Here is a 21,793-nt window from a genome sequence, read left to right as displayed (position 1 = left end):
GGCAGCGCCTGCATCGATTTCTGTAGGAGCTGCCGAAGGCTGCGATCTTTTGATCTTCTTTGACCATATATATGGATATCCGTATATTCGAGTTTCCGTATGTGCTGAGCCCCTGTCATGATCACCCCCACCGAAATCTTCAAGAGCCTCGCCGACGAAACCCGCGTCCGCGCCATGCTGCTCATCGCCGATCAAGGTGAACTCTGCGTCTGCGAGCTGATGTGTGCGCTCGGCGACAGCCAACCGAAAATCAGCCGCCATCTCGCGCAACTGCGCAGCAATGGCTTGTTGCTCGATCGCCGTCAGGGCCAGTGGGTCTATTACCGGCTCAACCCGGAGCTGCCGGCGTGGGTGCGCGAAATCCTGCAAGTGACGTCCAAGGCCAACGCTGATTGGCTCAAAGACAATGCCGCCCGCCTGCAGAACATGGACGGGCGTCCGGTTCGCGAAACCGCCTGCTGCTGAGGAAGCAAGAAAACCATGCGAATTCTGTTTATGTGCACGGCCAACAGCTGCCGCAGCATCCTCTCCGAAGCCATGTTCAATCATCTGGCGCGCCCCGGATTCGAGGCCGTGAGTTCTGGAAGTTTCCCGAAAGGCCAAGTGTTGCCACGCAGCCTGTCGACGCTGCAACAGGCCGGCATTGCCATCGATGGCCTGTATAGCAAGGGCAATGATGCGTTCGAAGACAATCCGCCAGACATTGTCATCACCGTCTGTGACAAGGCCGCCGGTGAGAGCTGCCCGGTTTACTTCGGCCCCGCACTCAAAGCGCATTGGGGCCTGGCAGATCCCTCGGATGTGATCGGCGACGATGCCGCCGTGGACACGGCGTTCGCTGCCACGCTGGCGATCATCGAGCGGCGCTGCGCGACCTTTCTCGGCCTGCCATTCAAATCACTCAACCGCGCTGAACTCCAGCGTGAGCTGGATCGTATCGGCTCGCTCTGAGCCAGAGGACATATGTCAGAACAACTGCCCCATCTTGATCATTCACTGTTCGAAGGCACGTCCCCTTTGGGCGAACACAAACCACGCATCCTGCTGCTCTACGGCTCGACCCGCGAACGCTCGTTCAGTCGTCTGCTGGTAGAGGAGTCCGCGCGCCTGCTCGAACACTTCGGCGCCGAAACGCGCATCTTCAACCCGTCCGGTCTGCCGTTGCCTGAGGACGTTCCGGTCGACCATCCCAAAGTGCAGGAACTGCGCGATCTGGTGCTGTGGTCTGAAGGCCAGGTCTGGTGCTCACCTGAGCGTCACGGCGCCATGTCTGCCGTGTTCAAGGCGCAGATCGACTGGGTTCCGCTGGAACTCGGTGCCGTGCGTCCCACTCAAGGCAAAACCCTTGCCGTGATGCAGGTCTGCGGCGGTTCGCAGTCGTTCAACGTGGTCAACCAGTTGCGCGTGTTGGGCCGCTGGATGCGCATGTTTACCATCCCCAACCAATCCTCGGTGCCGAAGGCCTACATGGAATTCGACGATAACGGGCGGATGAAACCCTCGCCGTTCTATGATCGCGTGGTTGATGTGATGGAGGAGTTGGTGAAGTTCACTGTGTTGTTGCGTGATCAGCAGGCGCATCTGGTCGACCGCTATTCCGAGCGCAAGGAGAGTGCCGAGCAATTAATGGCTCGGGTTAATCAGCGTTCGATCTGAGAGCGTCTGGCCGACTGATTTAGTCGGCCCTTGCAACTAAGTTCTCGCGCCACAGGTCACTCAATCTGCGGAGGTTGATCCATTTCGCACGACCTCGAACATCGCAGACGCTGCCCGTGGCCACTCACCTTGATCGTCGCAATAACCTGTCACTCGACAGCCTGAATTTCTTCCTCGCCGATGTGCGCGACGGGCTCGGCCCCTATCTGGCGATTTACCTGTTGGCGGTGCACCACTGGGACCCGGCCAGCATCGGTCTGGTCATGACCATCGCCGGTGTCGCCGCGCTCATTACACAGACGCCTGCGGGCGCTTTGGTCGACAACACACGGCGCAAACGCGCACTCATTATTATTGCTGCGCTGCTGGTGACCGGCAGCTGCCTGGTGTTGCCATTCGTTAGCTCATTCAGTCTGGTCGCGTTGACCCAAGCCCTCAGCGCCGTCGCCGCGTCGATTTTTGCGCCGGCTATTTCGGCGATTACCTTGGGAATTACCGGGCCGCGCGCGTTCACTCGACGCACCGGCCGCAACGAAACCTTCAACCACGCCGGCAATGCCTGCGCGGCACTGTTGGCCGGGGTGTTTGCCTATTTGTTCGGCCCGGTGGCGGTGTTCTATCTGATGGCGGCGATGGCGGTGGCCAGCGTCATCGCCGTCTCCTTTGTATCGCCAGAGGCCATCGACCACGATGTGGCCAGAGGGCTGGATCCGGGCGGGGCAGGGCATGGCACGCAACCGTCGGGGTTATCAGTGCTGCTGACCAACAAACCGCTGCTGATGTTTGCCGTGTGCTGCGCGTTGTTTCACCTTGCGAACGCCGCGATGCTGCCGCTGGTGAGCCAGAAACTGGCGCAGGCCAATCTGCAGATGGCCACGCCAATGACGTCGGCCTGCATTGTCGCCGCGCAATTGGTCATGGTGCCGGTGGCGATGCTGGTCGGGGCCAAGGCCGATGTCTGGGGACGCAAGCCATTGCTGCTCGCAGGCTTCCTGATTTTGCCGCTGCGGGGCGTGCTGTATGTCTTGTCCGACGATCCCTATTGGCTGGTCGCGGTGCAGTTGCTCGACGGTGTGGGCGCGGGGATCTTCGGCGCGCTGTTTCCCGTGGTGGTCAAAGACCTTACGCAGGGCACCGGGCATTTCAACGTCAGCCTCGGTGCACTCTCGACCGCTTTCGGACTGGGCGCCGCATTGAGCAATGGCCTGGCCGGATTCGTCGTACAGGCGGCGGGGTACAGCGCCGCGTTCCTGACGTTGGCGGCGGTCGCGGCGGTGGCGTTGGTGCTGCTGTGGGTGGCTGTTCCGGAGACGGTGCAGCGCTCGATGGTTGAAGCGGATGTGCGCCAGAACGACTTGCCGTCCGCGACAGTGCCCTGAGTATCAAAGGATTTTCCGAAGGCACGGGCGGCTCTCGGGCGATCTGTTGCGCGGGCCTGATAGGTCGCGCCTCAGAATGTTCCAGTAGTCGTTAGAGTGTTACTAAAGGCTAAGGTTACTTGGTTGTCTGCGGCAGGCTGTACGGAAGTTACATCGTAAGGAGGGTTCTCATTGCGAACGATGCATTTCCATTTAACGATGTCACCGGGCTTCGCATTGCTGAATTTTATTTTGCCGGACCATGTAGGGTAGGGAGACGGGCTCAGTCGAACCGCGTTTGCGGTATTTCCGTTTCCTAACTCCGCACGATCCCCCACGGCATAAACGCTATAGCCAGCCGCTGCAGTGCCGTTTTCACAGCGAAAAGTCGCCTCAAGAGAAAGATACGTCCAGGTCGCCCCGGCATCGGCAACGACAGGCAGCATCGCCGACAGCGCTAAAGCCAGCGGCGAAAGGTTACGAATCCGGCCCATGTTCAAATCCTCAATATGCTGTGCGTTGGGCCAGCCTAGCTATGTTCGAGCACCCTGTGACCTGTAAAAACTGACAGTCCGTTAGAGCTCTTCGCGATACCTGATCCACGCCTTATTCTCTGCGTGAAACGATTAGGCGAAGTCAGCCCGTTCCACCATTCGAACGCTGGCGAACGTCGATTCATGGCGTGCCTGATCCAGCGTTGTCAGCGGTTTTTCAGGTGACGGTTGCGCACTCGCCAGCGATGCCGGTTTACGACTCATATCAGAGCCGAAGCGCTCGTCGCTCGGTGGCACACCAAAGTACTCGCGATAGCATTTGGAAAAGTGCGGTGTCGAGACGAAGCCGCAGACATACCCCAGTTCAACAATCGACATCGATGTCTGCTTGAGCAGTTGCCGCGCGCGAATCAGCCGTAGTCGCAAGTAGTAGCGTGACGGCGTGCATTGAACGTATTTCTGAAACAGCCGCTCCAGTTGGCGCCGCGACAGATCAACGTATTCGGCAAGTTTGTCGAGGTCGATTGGCTCCTCGAGATTGGCCTCCATCAACGCGACGATTTCCTGCAGTTTGGGCTGATGCGTGCCGAGCACATGCTTGAGCGGTACGCGCTGATGATCCTGTTCGTTGCGGATGCGCTCGTAGACGAACATCTCGGAGATCGCGGCGGCAAGTTCACGGCCATGATCGCGACCAATCAGGTGCAGCATCATGTCCAGCGGCGCGGTGCCGCCGGAGCTGGTGAAGCGGTTGCGGTCGAGGGTGAACAGACTGGTGCTGACGCCGACGCGCGGGAAAGCTTCCTGCATCGCCGCGAGAAACTCCCAATGCACGCTGCACTCGTAACCATCGAGCAGCCCGGCTTTGGACAGCGCCCAACTGCCGGTGCAGATGCCGCCCAAGCGTTTTGATTGCCGCGCCAACGCTTGCAGCCAGGTGATGTGCTCGCGGGTGATTACGCTCTGGATGCCGACTCCGCCGCAGACGAAGACCGTGTCTGCCACTGAAGGATTTTTCCAATCCGCATCCGGCGTGATCGGCAAGCCGTCACTGGCCCAGACCGGCGTGCCACCGAGGCTGAACGTGTGCCAGCGATACAGCGCTCGCCCGGTCAATTGATTGGCCATGCGCAAAGGCTCGACGGCGGCGGCCAGCGACATCAGAGTGAATTTGTCCAGCAGCAGAAAACCGATGGATTGAGTCTTGCCGTCGGGAACGGAGGCGTTCGATGACATCGAGATTATGTTCCTGCAAAAAAACATGGCGATCCCCCCAGCCTAGGCGTGGGGGCATCAGTTCGGCTTAGCCGGCAGAGGTGGCCTGAGCAGCCGGCGCAGGGTGGCGCGAGGTCAAGAGACCGATAAAGGAAATCACCAGCGCCAGGCCGATCGTCGTGGTGACTTCGGTGCGGTGCTGCGGGGTGATCATCATCACCGTCAGCGCACCGCAAATGAACACAATCACCAACCAGGTCAGCCAAGGAAACAGCCACATGCGAAAGGTCAGCTCGACGTTGCGTTGACGCAGCACCTTGCGCATGCGCAGCTGCGACACCGCAATCGCCAAATACACCAGCAAGGCAATCGCACCAGAGCTGGCGAGCAGAAACTCGAACAGCCCGGCGGGCATGACATAGCTCCACACGGTAATCGCCGCGCCGAGCACGGTGCTGGCGATCACGGCTGCCCGGGGCACGCCTTCTGAAGAGGTCCCCTTCAGCGCTTTCGGCGCATCGCCACGACGGCCCAGCGAGTACAACATGCGCGAGGCAATGTAGATCGACGAGTTCATGCAACTGGCCACGGCAATCAGCACGACCACGTCGACCATGAATTTGGCATGGGGGATGTTCATGATTTCCAGGGCGCGCTGGTAGGAACCCACCGAAGCCAGCAACGGGTCGTTCCACGGCACCACGGAGACAACCACGAAAATCGACAGCAGATAGAACACGCCGATACGCCACATGACCGAGCGCGTTGCCTTGGCGATGTTGCGCGCCGGGTCGTTGGATTCGGCGGCGGCGATGGTCACCGCTTCCGTACCGATAAAACTGAACATGATGGTGATGAACGCGCCGACCACCGCCGACATGCCGTTGGGTGCAAACCCGCCATGATCAGCCATCAAACCGCTCAAGCCGCTGACTTCGCGGTCGGGCACCCAGCCCATCAACACCGCAAAACCCACGCCGATGAAACCGATGATCGCCACGACTTTGGCCATGGCGAACCAGAACTCGAACTCGCCGTATTTCGACACGCTGAACAGGTTGGTCACTACCAACGCAATGATCGACACCAAGGCGAACAGCCAGGCATCGACCTGCGGAAACCATTGGTGCAACACGTGGCCGGCGGCCAGCGCTTCAATGGGAATCACCAGTACCCAGAACCACCAGTACAACCAGCCGATGGTAAACCCGGCCCAGCGCCCGATGGCCTGATCGGCATAGGTGGAAAACGAACCGGTGTCGGGATTGGCCACCGCCATTTCCCCGAGCATGCGCATGACCAGAACGACGAGCAAACCCGAGAAGAGATAAGCCAAAAGCACCGCTGGCCCCGCCGCCGCAATGGCATGCCCCGAGCCCACAAACAAACCGGCGCCGATGATGCCGGCGATTGACAACATGGTGACGTGACGAGGCTTGAAGCCCTGCGCCAATTGGCCACTCGAATCCTTGGAGTTCGGGCTGATCATTGTTTTCTTATTCTCTGCTGATCGACGTTTAAGCGAATGGGCAGGGGCCGCCGAACACCGTTGTGGCCTGCTCGACTTCCTGAAGGAAGCCCCTTTCAAACGCCGCAGTTCTTATCAAGTCCATCATCGTGATGTCGTTATTTTGATGAAAGGACGCGCCACCTTAACCGCGGTGTTCGACGAATCAATAGCCTGAGCGCGGCATTTTTATGTCTGATATCGACACCAAAAAGGCTTGCGTTTTTGCGGGGGACCAATTGGTCACGGTGTGGGCGAGAGGGGTTGGTTTGGTTCGTTTCGCGGGATCTGTGCTGGAGTCATGCGATTCGTTGCGGAGGTAATTATTGCAGCAAATTTCCAGGTTTTTGCTGGTAGGTAAACAGGGAGCGGGGTGCTTGTTTAAATGATGCTTCAAGAGGTGATATGTGCCCTACAACGCCTTGCGCCGTTGCCTACGACTAAGCCAGAATCCGCCGGCTTGTGCGTCTAGGGCGCGGGTTCTATCGTTTGCCGGTCACTGAAAAACAGTGATCGGGTTTGGTAGCCCGCCATAACTAGTCGCATCGCGCACCGTTCGCAGGCCGCTTCAGGTCTCTGCTCAATGGTGGCCATGCGCAGGACACCTTCGGGTGTGCCGGGTCCTAGTTACCGGTCTACCAACCCGCGTATGGCCGCCACCTTCGTTTGGTAGCGAATGTGAAGGCTCCTTTTGCTAACTAGGAGTTTCACCATGTTCAAAGTCACACCCAACCCACCCGAAACCGATCGCACATCCCCATACGAATCCCCCAACTCAAAGAAACTCAACGAAGCCGCCGACCGCGCCCTCGACCACTACCTCGGCCCTGCGCAAATCATGGCCAGCACCCGCCAACCCGAACGCATGTACCTCGCCAACCCGAAGTACGACAGCGAATCCCTGCTCGCCAACGCCAGCGAAAGCCTCGGCTCAGCCAGCGAAATGCTCATCAACTTCGCCGCCATGCTCGACACCTCCCACCGCAAGACCGCACTGGGCATCGCCCAAGTCGTGATGCTCGGCGAAATCGCGGTAAACCAAGCGCTGGATAACGTCGAAATCGCCAACTGACCCCCCACCGCGACGAGGGGAAACCCTCGTCCTTAAACGCGCTCTCAACAGCGCTGGCACAGGGCCACGGCTTGTGCCGCACAGCCCCGGCTGTCACCCTTCGCGCCGTTCTTCAAGGATCAGAACAAGGAATCAAGGATTGAGCGGCTACGTCCCCAACCCCCCGAAAAACCATCGCTACGAAGAAGCCAAACCCGTCGACATTCACGCCCAGCGTTGGGCTGAGTATGAGAAGTATGGGAAAGAGCCTGCGCGCGAACCTGAGAAAGTCGGGATTGCACTGCGCATAGGAATGTTCTTCGACGGCACTGGCAACAATGCCAACAACACGGCCGCCGGGCTGCTGTGTGGGGCGCAGAATCCCATCGCACCGCAAGATATTCCCGCTAGCTGCAAGCCGTACATGACGGATCCGGACAGCAGTTACGCTAACGACACTAGCAATGTGCAGAAGCTGAGCGAGCTCTACTTCGCACCGCAACAGGCCGAAGGCGATGGCACGCAAAAGCAAGCGTTCCGTATGGTCTACGTTGAGGGCATCGGCACTCGGTCAGATGAGAAGGACAGCACGTTTGGTGCTGGCACTGGCCGAGGTGATACAGGTGTGGCAGGTCGGGTTCAGTTGTCATTTGCAGAGATCAAATCGCGTATCAAGGACGTGCTGGACACCAATCCCAATAGTGAAATTACCTCTTTGACGTTTGATGCATTCGGATTTAGCCGTGGTGCTGCCGCTGCCCGCCACTTTGCCAATGAGGTCGTGCGTGGAAAGCAGGGGCCGCTGGGAGAGGTTTTACGTAGCAACGCAAATGCCCTCAGCCGAACGTTCATCGATGAATACCATGGCAGCATCAAAATGGGCTTTATCGGGCTTTTCGATACCGTTCCATCAATCGCTGGCTGGTCAAATCTTGGCGATATCAAAAGCTCCATTGCAACGGGCATCAAGTTGTACCTCGACCGCCGTTTTTTCACGGATGTCATCCAGCTTTCAGCTCGTGACGAGTGCCGCGCTAATTTTGCTTTGAGCCGCGTCAAGGCTGACCATTTGGAGATCACGCTGCCAGGTGTTCACTCCGACCTCGGCGGTGGATATTTAGATGAGATTCAGGAACGCGTGCTTATCAGTCCAATGCAAACGCTCGAGGTGTCGCAATTTACCGATGTCTCCACAACCTCTATCTACCGTGATGCCGTAACTGTAAAGAATCAATGGCTCGCCAAAGGCTGGCCTGAAGACATGCTGGAAATCGTTACCCCAGAAGCGCAGCTATTGCCAATAGATCTACAGGACAGGCTTAGTCCACGCAAAAAACGCGTGTACGCCGCACTTCAACTTAAGCGTCCTGTGAGTGGCTTACTGTCTAGGGTGTATCTGCGAGTCCTGCACAAATTGGCGAAAGAGAAAGGCGTTCGATTCAATGACATTCCAGACACACCTGAATTGGCAGTTCCATCAGAGCTAGGGACTCTGTGTGATCGATTTCTGGAAGGTAATTACGACACCTCATTGCAAGAGGACCAGTTGCTGAAGTTGAAGTACATTCACATGTCGGCGAACTGGAACCATCCACTCGGGCGACGGGATGGCAGTGGTATCCGCGCTGTTTACATCAATGCGCCCACTCCGGACTGGATTCGCGCACAACATCCTCACGTAGCTGATTGGAAGCTCTGGTAATGAAATTAATTTTCACCCTGCTGGTTGCGCTACTCATTACTGGATGCCAATCCGCTGATTCATTTTCCGCACAAAACGCCCCGAAATCTGAATGGTGGGAGTTGGCGTTTATTGAACCTGACTACATGAAAGTTTGGGTTGAAAACAGTTCTGTTCAGGACATCACTGGCAAGATTTTCTACAAGACTGGCGGCGGCACCGCCGCTGGGGGAGAGCCTGAAGACGGCACAGAGTCAGCCCGCGGTTGGACCGGTGGAGTCGGTGGTAGCGGGAAAAGAGTGGTGGGCGCAGATTTACCTGTTCGCATTTGGGTTCGCTGGCAATCAATCGTCGAGCAGAGAACGTGGCAAGCGTGGGTGGATATTCCTGAGCCGGCGAGGCAGTTGATGGTGCAATCCGTCAATCAGCGGTGCCCGCGGACGCCTGATCAGGAGGCAAGATTTATGGCGTCGGTTTATTTGGGACTGGCCCCGGGAGGCGTAGTGCAGGTTTGGGTTAGGGACTCGTGTCATCATCCGATCAAAGTTGCCCGAGCGCAGGCTGAGATTGAGCCGTTGGGACCGAGCCAAGGTAAGAATGAAGGTCGTTACGCTTATCCAGTGAGTGAGAAGTCCAAGCGCTATATCGAGGAATTTGGCATCCCTTATGGAAGTTGGTAACTAGCGTACTTGTAACCTTCATGGTGATGCTGATTGTCTCCAGGAGACTGTCCTCACAAGGAGGCGAAGCGCTGGTCTATGTTCAGCTGCCAATCGAATCACGGGAAATTATTTTGAGAGTTGAAAACGCCACCCGCTTTGATGATGTCGACCGTGAGATGGGGTATGAATACTGCGGTTTCAACTACGTGATTCGGAATGGAATGGATAGGTTTATCGTCAGAACCTACGATGATGAACCCGGCAAGGCAACGGTAGTGAAACCGACGTCTATGTCTACAAACTGCCACCTCAGAGTATTGGTTGATTTTTTACAATCTGAACTGGGTGTTGTGTCGATCTGGCTCTATAACGGGGATACAGGGACCTATGCAGAGATAGATCTCGACGGCTTGAGATTTGCGAAATAAACCTATCCTCCCGTTTTCTGCGGCGAGCATTCATCGTTGAGCTTGGGCTTCAAATCACGAAATTAGTGGATGTTGAACCCGGCCAATCCCAACACCTCGCCATTAACCATCACTGTCACCCCATACCGCCCAACAAAATGCTTGCGCGTAGTAAAGTCCTTAATCACCTGACTCCGCCGCACCCCCTCACTCGCAAACCCCGCCAACACCACCGTCTTCAACTTAAAGACCTTCCGCGAAACCCCGCCGTTCGCCTTCACATAGTCAATCGCATAATCAATCACCAACCGCTGCTCATGCGCCACCGTCGACTTCACCGTAAATGACAACGTAATCGTCTCACCCAACCGCACCACCGGCGGCTCAACCTTCACGTCCAGCAACTCAACCTCAGCCTTCGCCCCCGCGCCAATCACCGTCAGCGCACGCATATCGCCCTGTTTGATCAAACTCCTCAACGCATGCTTGGCAATCCACGCGGTGTGCTTGTTCTCTAGCGACCAACCTTCGATCGTGTCCAGCACCCACTCCGGATGCACCTTGGTCACATCATTCAAATGGTTCGCGACGGACTTGCGCACGTACAAACTGTCGTCGGCCTTCAACCGGTTCAGTATCCCGGCAGCCAGGCGCGGATCGGCCTGCACCGATTCCAAGCGAAACGACCAAGGCAGGCGAGGGCGGCTGCCTTCGCTGGCGAGGCGGCGGACGTGGTGGTTTTGGTCTTGAGTCCAGTCGTGCATCAGCTCGAGCGAGCGTTCCAGGTCGCTGCGCAGAAAGTGGCGGATGGCGAATTCGGAGGAGCCGAAAGTGGTGAAGTACTTCAGCGCTTCCATGGATGTGTCGAACGCGTGCCCGCCGTAGCTCGCGACGTAGTGCGGCAGGCACATGCTGATGAATCCACTGTTCAAACGTGGCGCGAGTTCTCGCAATACATCGAGGGAATCTGTGTAGTCCAGCGGCAGCACGGCATGCAGGCTTTCACTGACGCGGGCCATGCGTTGCACACTGACAGTTCCGCCAAGCCTTCATGGGCATGTTTAAGAAATGCCTTGGCCTTGAACGCTGGATACACGGCGCTCATTTCGTCAGCGATATGTCGCAGTCGCTCGGCGTTGAAGATTTCCTTTAACGCCGGGGCGGCGGTTTCGGTGGCGCTCATGGTCAGGTCATCGGCGTGCTGACGAACGCTTCGAGCGTTTCGGCATAGGCAGTGTATTGGGCGATGTGGCGGTAGTGTTGGGTGTCGATCTGGTCGGGAACGACGAGGTCGGTGAAGCTCCAGGCCACGGCGAGGCTGATGCCGGCCTGGGTGAGGGTGCCGTCGGTGGGCAGACCGTTCTGTTCGAGTTCTTGTTCGAGGGCGGTGAAGGCGGCGGCCAGTTGGCTTTCAACACGTTCAACCCACGGTTGATATTGAATGTCGGCCGGGCGCAGGTTGCGCTCGTAATACAGCTGCACGGCTTTTTCGCAGGCGGCGAGGCTGAGACCGATCAGGCGCAGGGCGTGGGCGCGTTGTTTCAGGTCGGTCGGCAGCAGGCTTTTACCCGAGGCGGCTTCGAGGTAGTCGAGGATGAGTGTCGAGTCCATGAGGATGGTGCCATCGTCGAGAATCAGCGTCGGCGCTTTGACCACCGGGTTGATCTGCTGGAATTGCTCGAAGTGGCGGAACACCGAGACTGACTCGTGTTCGAGATCGATCCCTAAACGTTTCGCGGAAATCGCCACGCGGCGCACGTACGGGGAGTCCAGCATGCCGATCAGTTTCATGACGCGTTCCTTCAAGTCGAACCGGTGGGAACGCATAACCTAGCCGAGCTTGGAGCAATTGTCAGTCGTCAAATCCGGCCTGCTCGTGAATCTCATCCACATTCAACCCCAACCGATACGCCACCGCCACGAACAGCGCCTGACACAAACACAACGTCGCGCTCAACGAGCGAAACGCCAGCGCGCTGCCCTCATTCACCAACAGCAAGCTGTTCGCACGCTTGGCCAGCGGCGAGAGGTGGCTGTCGGTGATGACCAGCGTGTTCGCCTGTTGCTCGCGGGCGAAGCGCAGGCATTGTTGGGTTTCTTTGGCATACGGCGTGAAGCTGATGGCGATCGCCAGATCATTGGCGCGCACGCTGCGCATTTGCTCGCGATAACTGCCGCCCAGGCCGGAGACGAGGTGAATGCGCTTCTGAGTGTGTTGCAAGTTGTAAACGAGGTAGTCGGCGACGGCGAAGGAGCGGCGCACGCCGATGACATAAATGTTGTCGGCGTTGACGATGAGATTGACGGCTTTTGCAAACGCGCCATCGTCGAGTTCGCGGCCCAGGCGTTCGATGCCGGAGCGCGTGGCCTCGATGCATTCGCGGGCGAGGTCGCCGTCGCTGGTTTGCTGCGATGGGTTGGCGATCATGTTGCGAATGCGTTGCTGGTAGTTTTGCACCGGTGAGGCTTTGTGGGTGTAGGCGGTGCGGAACAGGGCCTGCATTTCGCTGAAGCCGCTGAACCCGAAGCGCTGCGAGAAGCGCACGATGGCGGACGGGTGGACCTCGCATTCGCGGGCAATATCGCTGATGCGGTCGACCATGATCCGGTCGCTCTGCTGGCTCATGTAGCTGGCGATGCGTTTGAGCTGGCGCGGCAGGGCGTCGTATTCGTCGGTGATCAGTTGCAGCAGGCGCTCGGCATTGATCGGGGGGCTGGCGAGGGTCATCTCGTCGGAGGCCGGCAGATCGGGGCGGGGCATAAGTCATCCTTCAGGCGGGTTGATCACACGGTGGCCTCTGATATTAGTGGGCTTGCGGCGGGCCTGCTGAGCTGAAACGATGCACTGACTGACGAAATATTCACGATCTGGCTCTACCGGGTTAGCCGTTTGTCTTCTATATACAGCCGCTCGACTGAATTTCTTGCTATAAACGCACTCCGATGGCCGGTGTGAACCCTGTGTCAGAGCAGTTTCCGGGCTTTGTCGGACAAATTCCCTGTATTTACAGTTGCTGAGGCCTCAAACGGGCCTTAGACTGCCGCCCCTCGTAAATTGAGTGCCGGGTGGCATTTGCAATAAACGATGCCTTTTCGCCGACCGCACACGGTTCGCCGAAACGCTCCCTAATTCGCCTTAATGCACGTTTTTTTATAGAGATATCAATGACAAAGGACAAGTTGCTGGCCATGCCGGCAGATGACTACATGAATTCCGAGCAGCACGCTTTCTTCACTGAGCTGTTGCAGAACATGAAAGTCGAAACCCACGAGCGCATTGAGCAAAACCGTGTCGCCATCGAAAGCCTGGACACTCCGGCTGACCCGGCGGACGCGGCTTCGGTTGAAGAAGAGCGTACTTGGCTGGTGAACGCGATCGATCGCGACCAGCGCATGCTGCCGCAACTGGAACAAGCCCTTGAGCGCATCAAGGAAGACAGCTTTGGCTGGTGCGATGACAGCGGCGAGGCCATTGGCCTGAAGCGCCTGCTGATCAGCCCGACCACCAAATACTGCATCGAAGCTCAAGAGCGTCACGAGCAGATCGACAAGCACCAGCGCCAGGCCTGATTTCGCCGCCGCTGTGATCGCGGGCAAGTCCGTCCCAACCGGTTCAAACAGAACCTGGTGGGAGCCGGGCTTGCCCGCGAAGCTTTTTCTCGTCTGCAATTTTCTCCCGCGATTCCATTGACCTGCCGCAGACCCACGACTAACGGACCATGGATAATGGCGTTGTAGTGGCGTTTAATGCAGTCACAACAATGAGAACAAGCGTGGGGTGTTGATATGACGAGAGATGGATCTCTGGTTGGGGCTCTGCCCGCACCAGTGCTGTTGCCGAAAAACCGCTGGATCGCACCGACCCTGCAAAGCATCGCCCTGATGCTGTTGTTGGCCGGCATGACCTTGGGTGAGTGGTCGCTTTATCTCGGCATGCCGCTGGCGGTGCTGATTGTCTGGCTGCCACGCCTGCGTTCCCGAGCCGTCCCCGCTATATCGCCTGCCGACAATGGCAGCGCAATGTCTGAACTGACCCGCGACCTTTCCTACACCACCAGCCATAACGCGTTGTCGGCGGCGGGCGTGGCGTTTTCAGTGAAAGCGCTGGCGAACAAACTCGAGTCGCAACTCGATGCGGCGGCGCAGATTGTCAGCAATGCCGAGGTGATGATCGCCACTGAGCATGCGACGTCGCAGCTCAGCCGTGAAGCATTGGCGGCTGCCAGCGAAGCGCATCACAGCAGCGCGGCGGGGCGTACCGAGCTGGTCGACTCGATCGCGCGCATGCATCAACTCAGTCAGCGCGCCAATGCCAGCCGTGAGCTGATCGAAGCCTTGAGTGTGCGCAGCGATGATATTCAGCGCGTGACCTTGGTGATTCAGTCCATCGCCAGCCAGACCAATCTGCTGGCCTTGAACGCGGCCATTGAAGCGGCGCGTGCCGGCGAACATGGTCGCGGTTTTGCGGTGGTGGCCGATGAAGTGCGCGGTTTGGCGGCGCGCACGGCGTCGGCGACCGGTGAAGTCGGTGAGATGGTCGCCGACATTCAACAGCGTACCGCGCAGGTCGTGGAGCAGATTCGCGAGCTATCCAGCGATCTGCACACCGGTGTCGAACAGGTCGAACACACCGGTCAGCATCTGGAAAATATTGCGCGACTGGCCGCCGGAGTGGAGGGGCAGGTGGGCGAGATCGCCCGGGGCGCTGAAACCAATCGTGAGCAACTCGACAGTCTGTTCAAAGCCATCGAACAAATGCGCAGCGACCTGGCGATCAGTGATCAGCAGACCCGCCGCCTCGCCGAGGCAGCGGTGCAGATGGAGGGGCAGGCGGAAACCATCAGCGAACGGCTGGCCGAAGTCGGCCTCGATGACTATCACCAGCGCATCTATGATCTTGCGCGCGAGGGGGCTGGCCAGATTGCCGCGTGTTTCGAGGCGGATGTCGAGCAGGGGCGCGTCAGCCTGGAGGATCTGTTTGATCGTAACTACCAGGCCATTCCTGGCACGGAGCCGGCGAAGTTCCAGACCCGTTTCGACCGCTATACCGATCAGGTGCTGCCAGCGATTCAGGAGCCACTGTTGCCGCGTCATGAAGGTTTGGTCTTTGCGATTGCCTGCACGCAGCAAGGCTATGTGCCGACGCACAATCAGGCGTTCAGCCAGCCGTTGACGGGGGATGCGAAGATCGACACGGTGAACAATCGCACCAAACGCAAGTTCGCCGATCGCACCGGGATCCGCTGCGGCAGTCATCAGCAATCGGTGTTGTTGCAGACCTACACCCGCGACACCGGCGAGCTGATGCATGATCTCTCTGTGCCGATTATGATCAAAGGCCGGCACTGGGGCGGTCTGCGTCTGGGCTACAAACCGGAAAGTCCGCGCTGATTGTTACTGCCAATGCAATGAAGCTGTGCAGGACGCTTGCTGTTTCCTCTCGAAAGAAAGCATTAATCTGACCACTTAGTTAGGTAGCTAAGTATTTCGGGAGGTCGGCATGCAATGCCGGGTTGATGTTGCCGTGATGATCGGCAGTGGTGTCCCCGCCGGTCTGCGGGCGATGGGTCGGAGCGTTTGCTGGGTGGTCTTGCTCAACGGTGAGCGGCGCGGCACGGCATTCGCCAGCCGCGACGAGGCCGAGGAGTGCAAAGCTGCGTGGCTCGCGCAGTTGCAGGCCGAGCCAGGTGACAGCTTGCACTGATCAGGCTTACTTGCCGCGGTGCAGGCGCACGTTCAATTCATCGACCATAACGGCCTCTTCGCCGTCTGCGCGTAACCATTCCTTGAGCAATTGCGCCTGTTGCGGCGACCAGAATTCGGCGTCGATCAATTTGGTCTCGGCGGCCAATGGATGCGCCTCAATAAAATCGTCGATTGCGCTGCCTTCCGAAGGCAGTCCCAGTTGATCGAACAGGGTTTTGAGATCGTATGCTGGCAATTCCATCGTGTGCTCCTTGGGTAGGCGCCGGTGTGGCGCAGTCGATCACTCTCTTTATCTGAGGTGTCCGTGGGCCCGGAGTTCGATTTGCGATTCAAGTGAGCGGGCGAGGGCGCAGGCTTCGTTATGGTTTTCGCGGAAACCTCTTACACGACCAGTCGATTTTTCCTTGATATGAAAGAAGGCGTTGCCCGCCGGCACTACTTGAAAGCGTGGAGTTTGATCATTGTCATGGCTGACATGAAGGATCAGGGGAGAGGGCAACAGGTCATCAGCGGGTCTGGCAAAGTGAGTCAGCGTGCACATATGAAGTCCTTTTCATCAATTGGCCGTGAATTACGGACCGTTTCGGGTAGTCGTAATGAGCATCGCTGCTCTAGAATCGTCAGCACCTGTTGACGACAGGGCTTATCTAAAGCAATTTTTCGCAAGCGATATGTCGGAAAAGTGCTTTTTTTCGTGAGAAATTTCCCTAAAGTTCGTAGTCAGTTTTCTCTGTCCGCCGGTGAGGATTTTTCCTTCACGTTGTGGCGACATCGGGATGAGTTTTGCGAGAGACAATCCAGTAGTCTTACCAACCTCGCGAACTGGCTTTCTGCTTGCTTCGGGCTTATTTGGGTATTTTGCAGTTCCATCGGCCAAGCCGTAATTTTTTGCCGTGCGCGTTTTTCGCGTGTGGTTTTTTCAGATGTGGGGATGTTTCTTTGGCAGTCAGTAACCTCGATATGCATGCTTTGTTCGTGCTGGGTGATTTGCGTGCAAAGCTGGTCAAGTTGTTCCAGTCGCGTTTTGTTTACATCACCGAGCAAAACGCTGAAGGCATTTACGTTGCCGAGATCGACACCGAAAGCGCTTTGGTTGTGGATGACAAACCGGGGCTCAAGCTCAAGGTGGGCGATCATTTCAGTGCTTCAGTCTTGCCCAGCCGTGAAGGCGGCAAGATGGATATCCGTTTTCGTGAAATCAAACTGACGGTCTATGGCCTTGGCGACTACGCCTTTGTCGACACAGCAGACGGTCACGCCATCCTGTTCAAGGAAGGCCACAGCGTGGTGACCGTGTTCGCCGCCAATGAGCAGTTGCAGGAAGGCCTGACCAAAACCCTGAAAGCCGTCACTGCCAAGGCCGCCAAGTGGCGCAAGGGCGAACTGGTGACCTTCAAGGCCAGCGAGTGAGCCGCGCCGATTTCCATTCGCAGAACCTCGAAACCGCGCGAATAGAGGCCCGGCGTTTGTACGGTGCCAAGGCCGAACTACAGGGCGCGTGGCTGAACTGGGTGGCCGCGCAGATCTACACGTTGCGTCCCGCGGAATACGCGAGCATGGTCAGACGCGAGCTGCAAAGCTTGCAGGAAAAGTCTGATTCGTAACCTTGTCCGGGTTCTAGCCCGGAAAAAGCAGGAACCTCGGCTACAGTCAGTTGACTGAGTATTCAGAGGCTTGCGGTCTTCTGTCAGGCCATCCTGCTATTGCTGTGAACAGCACGAGGTGCAATGCATGAACGGATTTCGACGGTTGTTGGCTGCCAGCGTGGCCACATTCGGTTTGCTGGCGTCAGCGCAAACGGTGGTAGCGGCGCAAACGCCGATCCACTTTGCCGACCTGAACTGGGAAAGCGGCAGCCTGATCACCGATGTCTTGCGGATCATCGTCGAGAAGGGCTATGGATTGCCGACCGACACCTTGCCCGGCACCACCATCACCCTGGAAACCGCACTGGCCAACAACGACATTCAGGTCATTGGCGAAGAGTGGGCCGGGCGCAGTCCCGTGTGGGTCAAGGCTGAAGCCGAAGGCAAAGTCGTCAGCCTTGGTGATACGGTCAAAGGTGCCACCGAAGGCTGGTGGGTGCCGGAGTACGTGATCAAGGGCGATCCGGCCAAGGGCATCAAGCCGTTGGCACCAGACTTGCGTAGCGTCACTGACCTGAAAAAGTACAAGGACGTGTTCAAGGATCCAGAGAGTCCGGGTAAAGGACGGTTCCTCAACAGCCCGATCGGCTGGACCTCGGAAGTGGTCAACAAGCAGAAGCTGACTGCTTTTGGATTGCAGGACGATTACACCAATTTCCGCAGTGGCTCCGGGGCGGCGCTGGACGCCGAGATCAGTTCTTCGATTCGTCGCGGTAAGCCGGTGTTGTTCTATTACTGGTCACCTACGCCGCTACTCGGCAAGTTCAAACTGGTGCAACTGGAAGAGCCGCCGTTCGATGCCGAGGCGTGGAAGACGCTCACCGATGCAGATAATCCCAACCCGAAACCGACCCGGTCGTTGGCCTCCAAGCTGTCGATTGGCGTGTCTACGCCATTTCAGAAGCAGTATCCGCAGATTGCCGAATTCTTCAGCAAGGTCGATTTTCCGATTGACCCTTTGAACAAGGCATTGGCGGACATGAGCGAAAAACACACCGCGCCACGGGAGGCGGCGGTGGCGTTCATGAAGACGCATCCCGATGTGTGGCAGGCATGGTTGCCGAAGGATGTGGCGGATAAGGTTTCGGCGGATTTGAAGTAGAGGATTGAGGCTGAATGCCTCTTCGCGAGCAGGCTCACTCCTACTGGAGAACGCATTCCAACTGTCGGAGCTAGCCTGCTGGCGATGCTTTTAGAACCTGGTCTGTACCGCGACCTCAAAGGTTCGCGGTGTTCCGAGGTAGTAAGCCGGCGAAACATGGGCAAACTCGGCATACATTTCATTGGTCAGGTTACGTACGCGCCCAGTCACCGTGGTGTGCGTATCAACCTTGTAACTAAGAAAACTGCCGAACAATGTGTACGACGGCACGGTCATGGTATTGGCCGCATCGGCATACACCGACGCCACATATCTGGCATCGACTCCTCCTTGCCATTGCGGCGAAAAGTCATAGGTCAGCCACAGATTACCCACTCGATCCGGGACATTGGTCGGTGTATTGCCTTTGCGTGAAACCACCACGCCAGCGGCATTTTTCTCGGTGAAGTCGTCGTACTGCGCATCGACCCAAGCGAAGTTGCCTTCGGCCAGCAACTTGTCGGTGATCCGCAGCGAGCTGGCGATTTCGATGCCTTTCGAAGTCTGTTGGCCGACAGGAATGCTGCTGGTCGGGTCGAGTGGATCGGTGACGGCAAAATCCTTGCGCTCAATGGTGTAGGCGGCCACGGTGGCCGAGCCGCGCCCGTTGAGATAATCGAATTTACTGCCGATCTCCCATTGTTTGCCGGTCGATACGTCGAAATCTTGCGTGCCATTCGGTTGTTCGGCGGCGGTGCTGTATTGCGCATAAACGTTGGCCGAGGGAATGAATTGGTAGGTCAGGCCGACACGACCGGTCACCGGTTCCCAGCTGCGCTTGAGGTGCTTGGGGTTGGCGGCGGTCACGGTGCGATGGTTGGTGACGTCAAGGTTGATGTCGTCGTAACGCAGGCCCGTGAGCAGCGCCAGTTTGTCGGTCAGTGCCAAACGGTTTTCCACGAACAGTGCCTTGGTCGTGACTTCGTTGGTTTTGTCGCTGATCAGCTTGGGATTGGTGCCAGGAATATCGTAGAAGTAGCCCGGCCGGTAGTGGTTCGGATCAACCATGCTCGCCCCTTTGACGTTGAGTGGCGAATTGGTGGTCTGATTGACCTTGTATTCGAAACCGCCTGACCACGTCGTCTCTAGCCCGAAGACCGAGTTGTCATGACGCAACTCGAACTGGTTGCCGTTCTGTTCGCCCTGGTGACGAACTTGATACGCGGTTGAGCGATTCACAGCGCTGTTGTCGGCGTTGTACTGGTAGGTTTCGAGGTTGCGGTAATCACGCTGACTGTCGAGGTGATACAGCGTGTTGCGCAGGGTGGTGCTGTCGTTGATGCGGTAGTCGATGATCGAGCGTACCCAGATCGTGCGTTGTTCGTAGCGACCATCTTCGACGTTGTAGTTGTTGAAGCGATTGTGTTTATCGATCTTCAACTCCCCGGCCTTCGGATTCAACACGGGCGTACCCCAATACGGACTGTCTTCGTGTTCGTCCTGATATTCCAGGGCCAGAGTGTGTGACAGGTCGGGCGTGAGATCGCTGAGCAGCGAGAACGCCACGCTCCAGGCATCGCGTTCCTGGCGGTCGATGTAACCGTTGCTAGTGTTGTGGCTGACGTCGAGGCGCGCGTAGTGCTGAATATCGGCGCTCGGATCGGTCAGCGCGTGGTTAAGGCCGAAGGCCGTTTCGGTGGTGTCGTAGGTGCCGTAACTGACCCGACCTTCAACGGCCTGTTCATCGCGCGTGGCCAGTTTGGTCACGTAATTCAACGAGCCGCCCACGGAACCTGCGCCGTTGATCAACGACGATGGGCCGCCGACCAGTTCAACCCGATCATAGATCCACGAGTCGACCGGCCGCGCGAGACCGCCGGATACGTTGATGCCGTTGAACATCTGGGTGATCTGGCTGCTGGTGAAGCCGCGATAGGAAACGAAACCGCCAAAACCCGGCGGCGCGCTGGCGTTGACACCGGGCAAGGTGTTGGCAGCGTCCTGGAAGTTCTGCGCGCCATGACGTTCGATGTCGTTGCGATTGGCGATGGCCACCGAGGCGGGTGTGTCGCGCACGCTCAAGCCGAGGCGCGAAGCCATGCCGCTGGATTGGTCGAGGCTCAGACCAGGCTCTGCGCCGGATTCGCCATCGATGGTGATCGGCGCCAGATCCACGGTGGATTGCGCCCAGACGTTGACGGACAGGCAGCCGCACAGGCTCGCCAGCAAAGTGAGTTGTTTCATCATTGAATCCTGAATGCTTGTCTAGGAGTCAGCGCACAGGCAAACGCCGCGCGTTGGCGCAGTGGGCTGACAAATCAAAAAGGCAGAGACACTCAGGCGAGCGGCGGGGCGCGAGGGTTGGCTGAAGGCCAGGTGAAGCGGGCAGGGAGGTCGGCGCTGACGATGGGCGCCAGCGGTGGGCTGTGTTGTTCAGGCAGGATCGCCAGGGTCAGGCTGGAACTGAACGCCGGCCCCATGCCGCCACCCACGGAACACAACGGGCAGCCGAATGCCTTGGACAGGGTCGGTAATTGTTCTTCGGTGGGATTGCTGGCGATTGGCGCTTGAGTGGCCGGATCGACTGTACAGAACTGGCCGCCAATACCGTTCAGCTGCATGCCGACCATTTGTCCGTGACCGATGCTGCAGGCGAACACGTTGAACAGGACGCAGCAATAGAGCATCCAGGCCAGCAGTGAGCGATCGGAACGGGAGAATTTCATGGGGCGGCACTTTACCGTACCGCTGATCGGTCGTGCACTTGAAAAAAATGCGACTAGGATGATTTGTTCAAATCCCTTTCCAAGGATTTCAACCATGACCTTTGTGTTGGCTCAATGGCTGGTGACAACTTTTGCGCTGATCGCCCTGATGCACGTGTACTGGGCGTTGGGTGGGCAGTGGGCTGCAGCGGCTGTTGTGCCGCAGGTGCCCGTGCGCGGTTTTGTCGCAACGGTGCGGCCGGCGTTCAAGCCGTCAGGCTGGCTGACGTTGATTGTGGCGGCGGCGTTGCTGGTAATTGCTGTGTTGGTGTGTATGCGAGTGGGTTGGGGAATGCCGGCGGTGAATCACAAGTCGCTGCAATGGGTGATCAGTGCGATTGCGCTGTTGATGTTTGCCCGGGCGATTGGTGATTCCAATCTGGTCGGTTTTTTCAAGGAAGTGAAGGATTCACGGTTTGCGCGGCTGGACACCTGGGTGTATTCGCCGCTGTGTGCGGTGTTGGGGGCGGGGTTGTTGGCGGTGGCTTGGGTCTAGAAAAGCAAGATCAAAAAATCGCAGCCTTCGGCAGCTCCTACAGGGAGTTGTGCGCAATGGGCATTTCA

24 protein-coding genes and 1 pseudogene are annotated in these 21,793 nt (G+C 57.7%); 15 read left to right on the top strand and 10 right to left on the bottom strand.

Going from position 1 to position 21,793, the window contains the following annotated elements:
* Nucleotides 1-117 precede the first annotated feature (117 nt).
* The 4 genes from EJA71_RS24940 (at nucleotide 118) to EJA71_RS24925 (ending at nucleotide 3,035) form a co-directional block, all read left to right on the top strand.
* Entirely contained in the window at nucleotides 118-465 is a 348-nt protein-coding gene (locus EJA71_RS24940) for a metalloregulator ArsR/SmtB family transcription factor (protein WP_158960305.1), read from the top strand.
* A gap of 15 nt (nucleotides 466-480) precedes the next feature.
* Nucleotides 481-951: an arsenate reductase ArsC gene (locus tag EJA71_RS24935; protein WP_158960302.1), complete on the top strand. Its 471-nt coding sequence runs from the start codon at nucleotides 481-483 to the stop codon at nucleotides 949-951.
* Between the two features lie 12 nt (nucleotides 952-963).
* On the top strand, nucleotides 964-1,656 hold the full coding sequence (arsH, locus tag EJA71_RS24930; RefSeq protein ID WP_158960299.1) for an arsenical resistance protein ArsH: 693 nt from the start codon (nucleotides 964-966) through the stop codon (nucleotides 1,654-1,656).
* A gap of 116 nt (nucleotides 1,657-1,772) precedes the next feature.
* A complete protein-coding gene (locus EJA71_RS24925) occupies nucleotides 1,773-3,035 on the top strand; it encodes an MFS transporter (RefSeq protein ID WP_158960297.1) in 1,263 nt (420 codons plus the stop codon).
* Between the two features lie 71 nt (nucleotides 3,036-3,106).
* Here the strand turns inward: EJA71_RS24925 and EJA71_RS24920 are convergent, their stop codons facing one another.
* From EJA71_RS24920 to gabP, 3 genes are all read right to left on the bottom strand, one after another.
* Nucleotides 3,107-3,508: a carbohydrate-binding module family 20 domain-containing protein gene (locus EJA71_RS24920; RefSeq protein WP_158960294.1), complete on the bottom strand. Its 402-nt coding sequence runs from the start codon at nucleotides 3,506-3,508 to the stop codon at nucleotides 3,107-3,109.
* 132 nt (nucleotides 3,509-3,640) lie between these two features.
* Entirely contained in the window at nucleotides 3,641-4,744 is a 1,104-nt protein-coding gene (locus EJA71_RS24915) for a GlxA family transcriptional regulator (protein WP_158960291.1), read from the bottom strand.
* Between the two features lie 67 nt (nucleotides 4,745-4,811).
* Nucleotides 4,812-6,212 carry a GABA permease gene (gene gabP, locus EJA71_RS24910; protein WP_158960288.1) on the bottom strand — a complete coding sequence of 467 codons (1,401 nt, stop codon included), beginning with the start codon at nucleotides 6,210-6,212 and terminating at the stop codon, nucleotides 4,812-4,814.
* 730 nt (nucleotides 6,213-6,942) lie between these two features.
* On the opposite strand from gabP, the gene EJA71_RS24905 reads away from it, so the two are divergent.
* The 4 genes from EJA71_RS24905 (at nucleotide 6,943) to EJA71_RS24890 (ending at nucleotide 10,052) form a co-directional block, all read left to right on the top strand.
* Entirely contained in the window at nucleotides 6,943-7,302 is a 360-nt protein-coding gene (locus tag EJA71_RS24905; RefSeq protein ID WP_158960285.1) for a DUF6124 family protein, read from the top strand.
* A 139-nt stretch (nucleotides 7,303-7,441) separates the two neighbouring features.
* Nucleotides 7,442-8,983, top strand: coding sequence for a DUF2235 domain-containing protein (locus EJA71_RS24900; RefSeq protein ID WP_158960284.1), 1,542 nt, complete (start codon nucleotides 7,442-7,444; stop codon nucleotides 8,981-8,983).
* A complete protein-coding gene (locus tag EJA71_RS24895) occupies nucleotides 8,983-9,642 on the top strand; it encodes a DUF2931 family protein (RefSeq protein ID WP_158960282.1) in 660 nt (219 codons plus the stop codon). The genes EJA71_RS24900 and EJA71_RS24895 overlap by 1 nt, the downstream gene beginning before the upstream one ends.
* Before the next feature lie 20 nt (nucleotides 9,643-9,662).
* The gene (locus EJA71_RS24890) at nucleotides 9,663-10,052 is read left to right on the top strand and encodes a hypothetical protein (RefSeq protein ID WP_256671807.1); all 390 of its coding nucleotides are present in this window, start codon (nucleotides 9,663-9,665) and stop codon (nucleotides 10,050-10,052) included.
* Nucleotides 10,053-10,114: 62 nt separating this feature from the next.
* Here EJA71_RS24890 and EJA71_RS24885 read toward each other — a convergent pair.
* From EJA71_RS24885 to EJA71_RS24875, 3 genes and pseudogenes are all read right to left on the bottom strand, one after another.
* Nucleotides 10,115-11,214: pseudogene (locus EJA71_RS24885) on the bottom strand (DNA alkylation repair protein).
* Between the two features lie 2 nt (nucleotides 11,215-11,216).
* Nucleotides 11,217-11,822 (bottom strand): glutathione S-transferase, encoded by a 606-nt coding sequence (locus EJA71_RS24880; protein WP_158960280.1) that lies wholly within the window; start codon nucleotides 11,820-11,822, stop codon nucleotides 11,217-11,219.
* 61 nt (nucleotides 11,823-11,883) lie between these two features.
* Nucleotides 11,884-12,792 (bottom strand): MurR/RpiR family transcriptional regulator, encoded by a 909-nt coding sequence (locus tag EJA71_RS24875; protein WP_158960278.1) that lies wholly within the window; start codon nucleotides 12,790-12,792, stop codon nucleotides 11,884-11,886.
* 404 nt (nucleotides 12,793-13,196) lie between these two features.
* Here EJA71_RS24875 and EJA71_RS24870 point away from each other — a divergent pair, with 404 nt between their 5' ends.
* The 3 genes from EJA71_RS24870 (at nucleotide 13,197) to EJA71_RS24860 (ending at nucleotide 15,735) form a co-directional block, all read left to right on the top strand.
* A complete protein-coding gene (locus tag EJA71_RS24870; RefSeq protein ID WP_158960276.1) occupies nucleotides 13,197-13,601 on the top strand; it encodes a TraR/DksA C4-type zinc finger protein in 405 nt (134 codons plus the stop codon).
* A 216-nt stretch (nucleotides 13,602-13,817) separates the two neighbouring features.
* Entirely contained in the window at nucleotides 13,818-15,422 is a 1,605-nt protein-coding gene (locus EJA71_RS24865; RefSeq protein WP_158960274.1) for a methyl-accepting chemotaxis protein, read from the top strand.
* A 109-nt stretch (nucleotides 15,423-15,531) separates the two neighbouring features.
* The gene (locus EJA71_RS24860; RefSeq protein WP_158960272.1) at nucleotides 15,532-15,735 is read left to right on the top strand and encodes a hypothetical protein; all 204 of its coding nucleotides are present in this window, start codon (nucleotides 15,532-15,534) and stop codon (nucleotides 15,733-15,735) included.
* Nucleotides 15,736-15,741: 6 nt separating this feature from the next.
* On the opposite strand, the gene EJA71_RS24855 is transcribed toward EJA71_RS24860, so the two are convergent.
* Nucleotides 15,742-15,978 (bottom strand): DUF2789 family protein, encoded by a 237-nt coding sequence (locus EJA71_RS24855; protein WP_158960270.1) that lies wholly within the window; start codon nucleotides 15,976-15,978, stop codon nucleotides 15,742-15,744.
* A 48-nt stretch (nucleotides 15,979-16,026) separates the two neighbouring features.
* Nucleotides 16,027-16,278: a hypothetical protein gene (locus EJA71_RS27625; protein WP_256671806.1), complete on the bottom strand. Its 252-nt coding sequence runs from the start codon at nucleotides 16,276-16,278 to the stop codon at nucleotides 16,027-16,029.
* Between the two features lie 419 nt (nucleotides 16,279-16,697).
* Between EJA71_RS27625 and EJA71_RS24850 the strand changes: the two genes are divergently transcribed.
* The 3 genes from EJA71_RS24850 (at nucleotide 16,698) to EJA71_RS24840 (ending at nucleotide 18,485) form a co-directional block, all read left to right on the top strand.
* Nucleotides 16,698-17,147, top strand: coding sequence for a hypothetical protein (locus EJA71_RS24850; protein WP_163005233.1), 450 nt, complete (start codon nucleotides 16,698-16,700; stop codon nucleotides 17,145-17,147).
* On the top strand, nucleotides 17,144-17,341 hold the full coding sequence (locus EJA71_RS24845; RefSeq protein WP_158960269.1) for a hypothetical protein: 198 nt from the start codon (nucleotides 17,144-17,146) through the stop codon (nucleotides 17,339-17,341). Before EJA71_RS24850 ends, EJA71_RS24845 begins: the two co-directional genes overlap by 4 nt.
* A 127-nt stretch (nucleotides 17,342-17,468) precedes the next feature.
* A complete protein-coding gene (locus EJA71_RS24840) occupies nucleotides 17,469-18,485 on the top strand; it encodes an ABC transporter substrate-binding protein (protein WP_158960267.1) in 1,017 nt (338 codons plus the stop codon).
* Nucleotides 18,486-18,575: 90 nt separating this feature from the next.
* On the opposite strand, the gene EJA71_RS24835 is transcribed toward EJA71_RS24840, so the two are convergent.
* On the bottom strand, nucleotides 18,576-20,708 hold the full coding sequence (locus EJA71_RS24835; RefSeq protein ID WP_158960265.1) for a TonB-dependent siderophore receptor: 2,133 nt from the start codon (nucleotides 20,706-20,708) through the stop codon (nucleotides 18,576-18,578).
* A gap of 92 nt (nucleotides 20,709-20,800) precedes the next feature.
* Nucleotides 20,801-21,190, bottom strand: coding sequence for a DUF2946 domain-containing protein (locus EJA71_RS24830; protein WP_158960263.1), 390 nt, complete (start codon nucleotides 21,188-21,190; stop codon nucleotides 20,801-20,803).
* A gap of 94 nt (nucleotides 21,191-21,284) precedes the next feature.
* On the opposite strand from EJA71_RS24830, the gene EJA71_RS24825 reads away from it, so the two are divergent.
* Nucleotides 21,285-21,725, top strand: coding sequence for a DUF3995 domain-containing protein (locus tag EJA71_RS24825; RefSeq protein ID WP_158960261.1), 441 nt, complete (start codon nucleotides 21,285-21,287; stop codon nucleotides 21,723-21,725).
* Nucleotides 21,726-21,793: the final 68 nt, after the last annotated feature.

Source organism: Pseudomonas sp. PB106 (assembly GCF_009764645.1).
GTDB lineage: Bacteria > Pseudomonadota > Gammaproteobacteria > Pseudomonadales > Pseudomonadaceae > Aquipseudomonas.
Note: the sequence above shows the minus strand (reverse complement) of the source record. Positions and strands in the feature narration are given on the sequence as shown.

Excerpts from the sequence above, each read along its gene's own strand:
- EJA71_RS24940 (WP_158960305.1), top strand. The coding sequence starts at position 118 with ATGATCACCCCCACCGAAATCTTCAAGAGCCTCGCCGACGAAACCCGC.
- EJA71_RS24935 (WP_158960302.1), top strand. The coding sequence starts at position 481 with ATGCGAATTCTGTTTATGTGCACGGCCAACAGCTGCCGCAGCATCCTC.
- arsH (WP_158960299.1), top strand. The coding sequence starts at position 964 with ATGTCAGAACAACTGCCCCATCTTGATCATTCACTGTTCGAAGGCACG.
- EJA71_RS24920 (WP_158960294.1), bottom strand. The coding sequence starts at position 3,508 with ATGGGCCGGATTCGTAACCTTTCGCCGCTGGCTTTAGCGCTGTCGGCG.
- EJA71_RS24915 (WP_158960291.1), bottom strand. The coding sequence starts at position 4,744 with ATGTCATCGAACGCCTCCGTTCCCGACGGCAAGACTCAATCCATCGGT.
- gabP (WP_158960288.1), bottom strand. The coding sequence starts at position 6,212 with ATGATCAGCCCGAACTCCAAGGATTCGAGTGGCCAATTGGCGCAGGGC.
- EJA71_RS24905 (WP_158960285.1), top strand. The coding sequence starts at position 6,943 with ATGTTCAAAGTCACACCCAACCCACCCGAAACCGATCGCACATCCCCA.
- EJA71_RS24895 (WP_158960282.1), top strand. The coding sequence starts at position 8,983 with ATGAAATTAATTTTCACCCTGCTGGTTGCGCTACTCATTACTGGATGC.
- EJA71_RS24890 (WP_256671807.1), top strand. The coding sequence starts at position 9,663 with ATGGTGATGCTGATTGTCTCCAGGAGACTGTCCTCACAAGGAGGCGAA.
- EJA71_RS24880 (WP_158960280.1), bottom strand. The coding sequence starts at position 11,822 with ATGAAACTGATCGGCATGCTGGACTCCCCGTACGTGCGCCGCGTGGCG.
- EJA71_RS24875 (WP_158960278.1), bottom strand. The coding sequence starts at position 12,792 with ATGCCCCGCCCCGATCTGCCGGCCTCCGACGAGATGACCCTCGCCAGC.
- EJA71_RS24870 (WP_158960276.1), top strand. The coding sequence starts at position 13,197 with ATGACAAAGGACAAGTTGCTGGCCATGCCGGCAGATGACTACATGAAT.
- EJA71_RS24865 (WP_158960274.1), top strand. The coding sequence starts at position 13,818 with ATGACGAGAGATGGATCTCTGGTTGGGGCTCTGCCCGCACCAGTGCTG.
- EJA71_RS24860 (WP_158960272.1), top strand. The coding sequence starts at position 15,532 with ATGCAATGCCGGGTTGATGTTGCCGTGATGATCGGCAGTGGTGTCCCC.
- EJA71_RS24855 (WP_158960270.1), bottom strand. The coding sequence starts at position 15,978 with ATGGAATTGCCAGCATACGATCTCAAAACCCTGTTCGATCAACTGGGA.
- EJA71_RS27625 (WP_256671806.1), bottom strand. The coding sequence starts at position 16,278 with ATGTGCACGCTGACTCACTTTGCCAGACCCGCTGATGACCTGTTGCCC.
- EJA71_RS24850 (WP_163005233.1), top strand. The coding sequence starts at position 16,698 with ATGCATGCTTTGTTCGTGCTGGGTGATTTGCGTGCAAAGCTGGTCAAG.
- EJA71_RS24840 (WP_158960267.1), top strand. The coding sequence starts at position 17,469 with ATGAACGGATTTCGACGGTTGTTGGCTGCCAGCGTGGCCACATTCGGT.
- EJA71_RS24835 (WP_158960265.1), bottom strand. The coding sequence starts at position 20,708 with ATGAAACAACTCACTTTGCTGGCGAGCCTGTGCGGCTGCCTGTCCGTC.
- EJA71_RS24830 (WP_158960263.1), bottom strand. The coding sequence starts at position 21,190 with ATGAAATTCTCCCGTTCCGATCGCTCACTGCTGGCCTGGATGCTCTAT.
- EJA71_RS24825 (WP_158960261.1), top strand. The coding sequence starts at position 21,285 with ATGACCTTTGTGTTGGCTCAATGGCTGGTGACAACTTTTGCGCTGATC.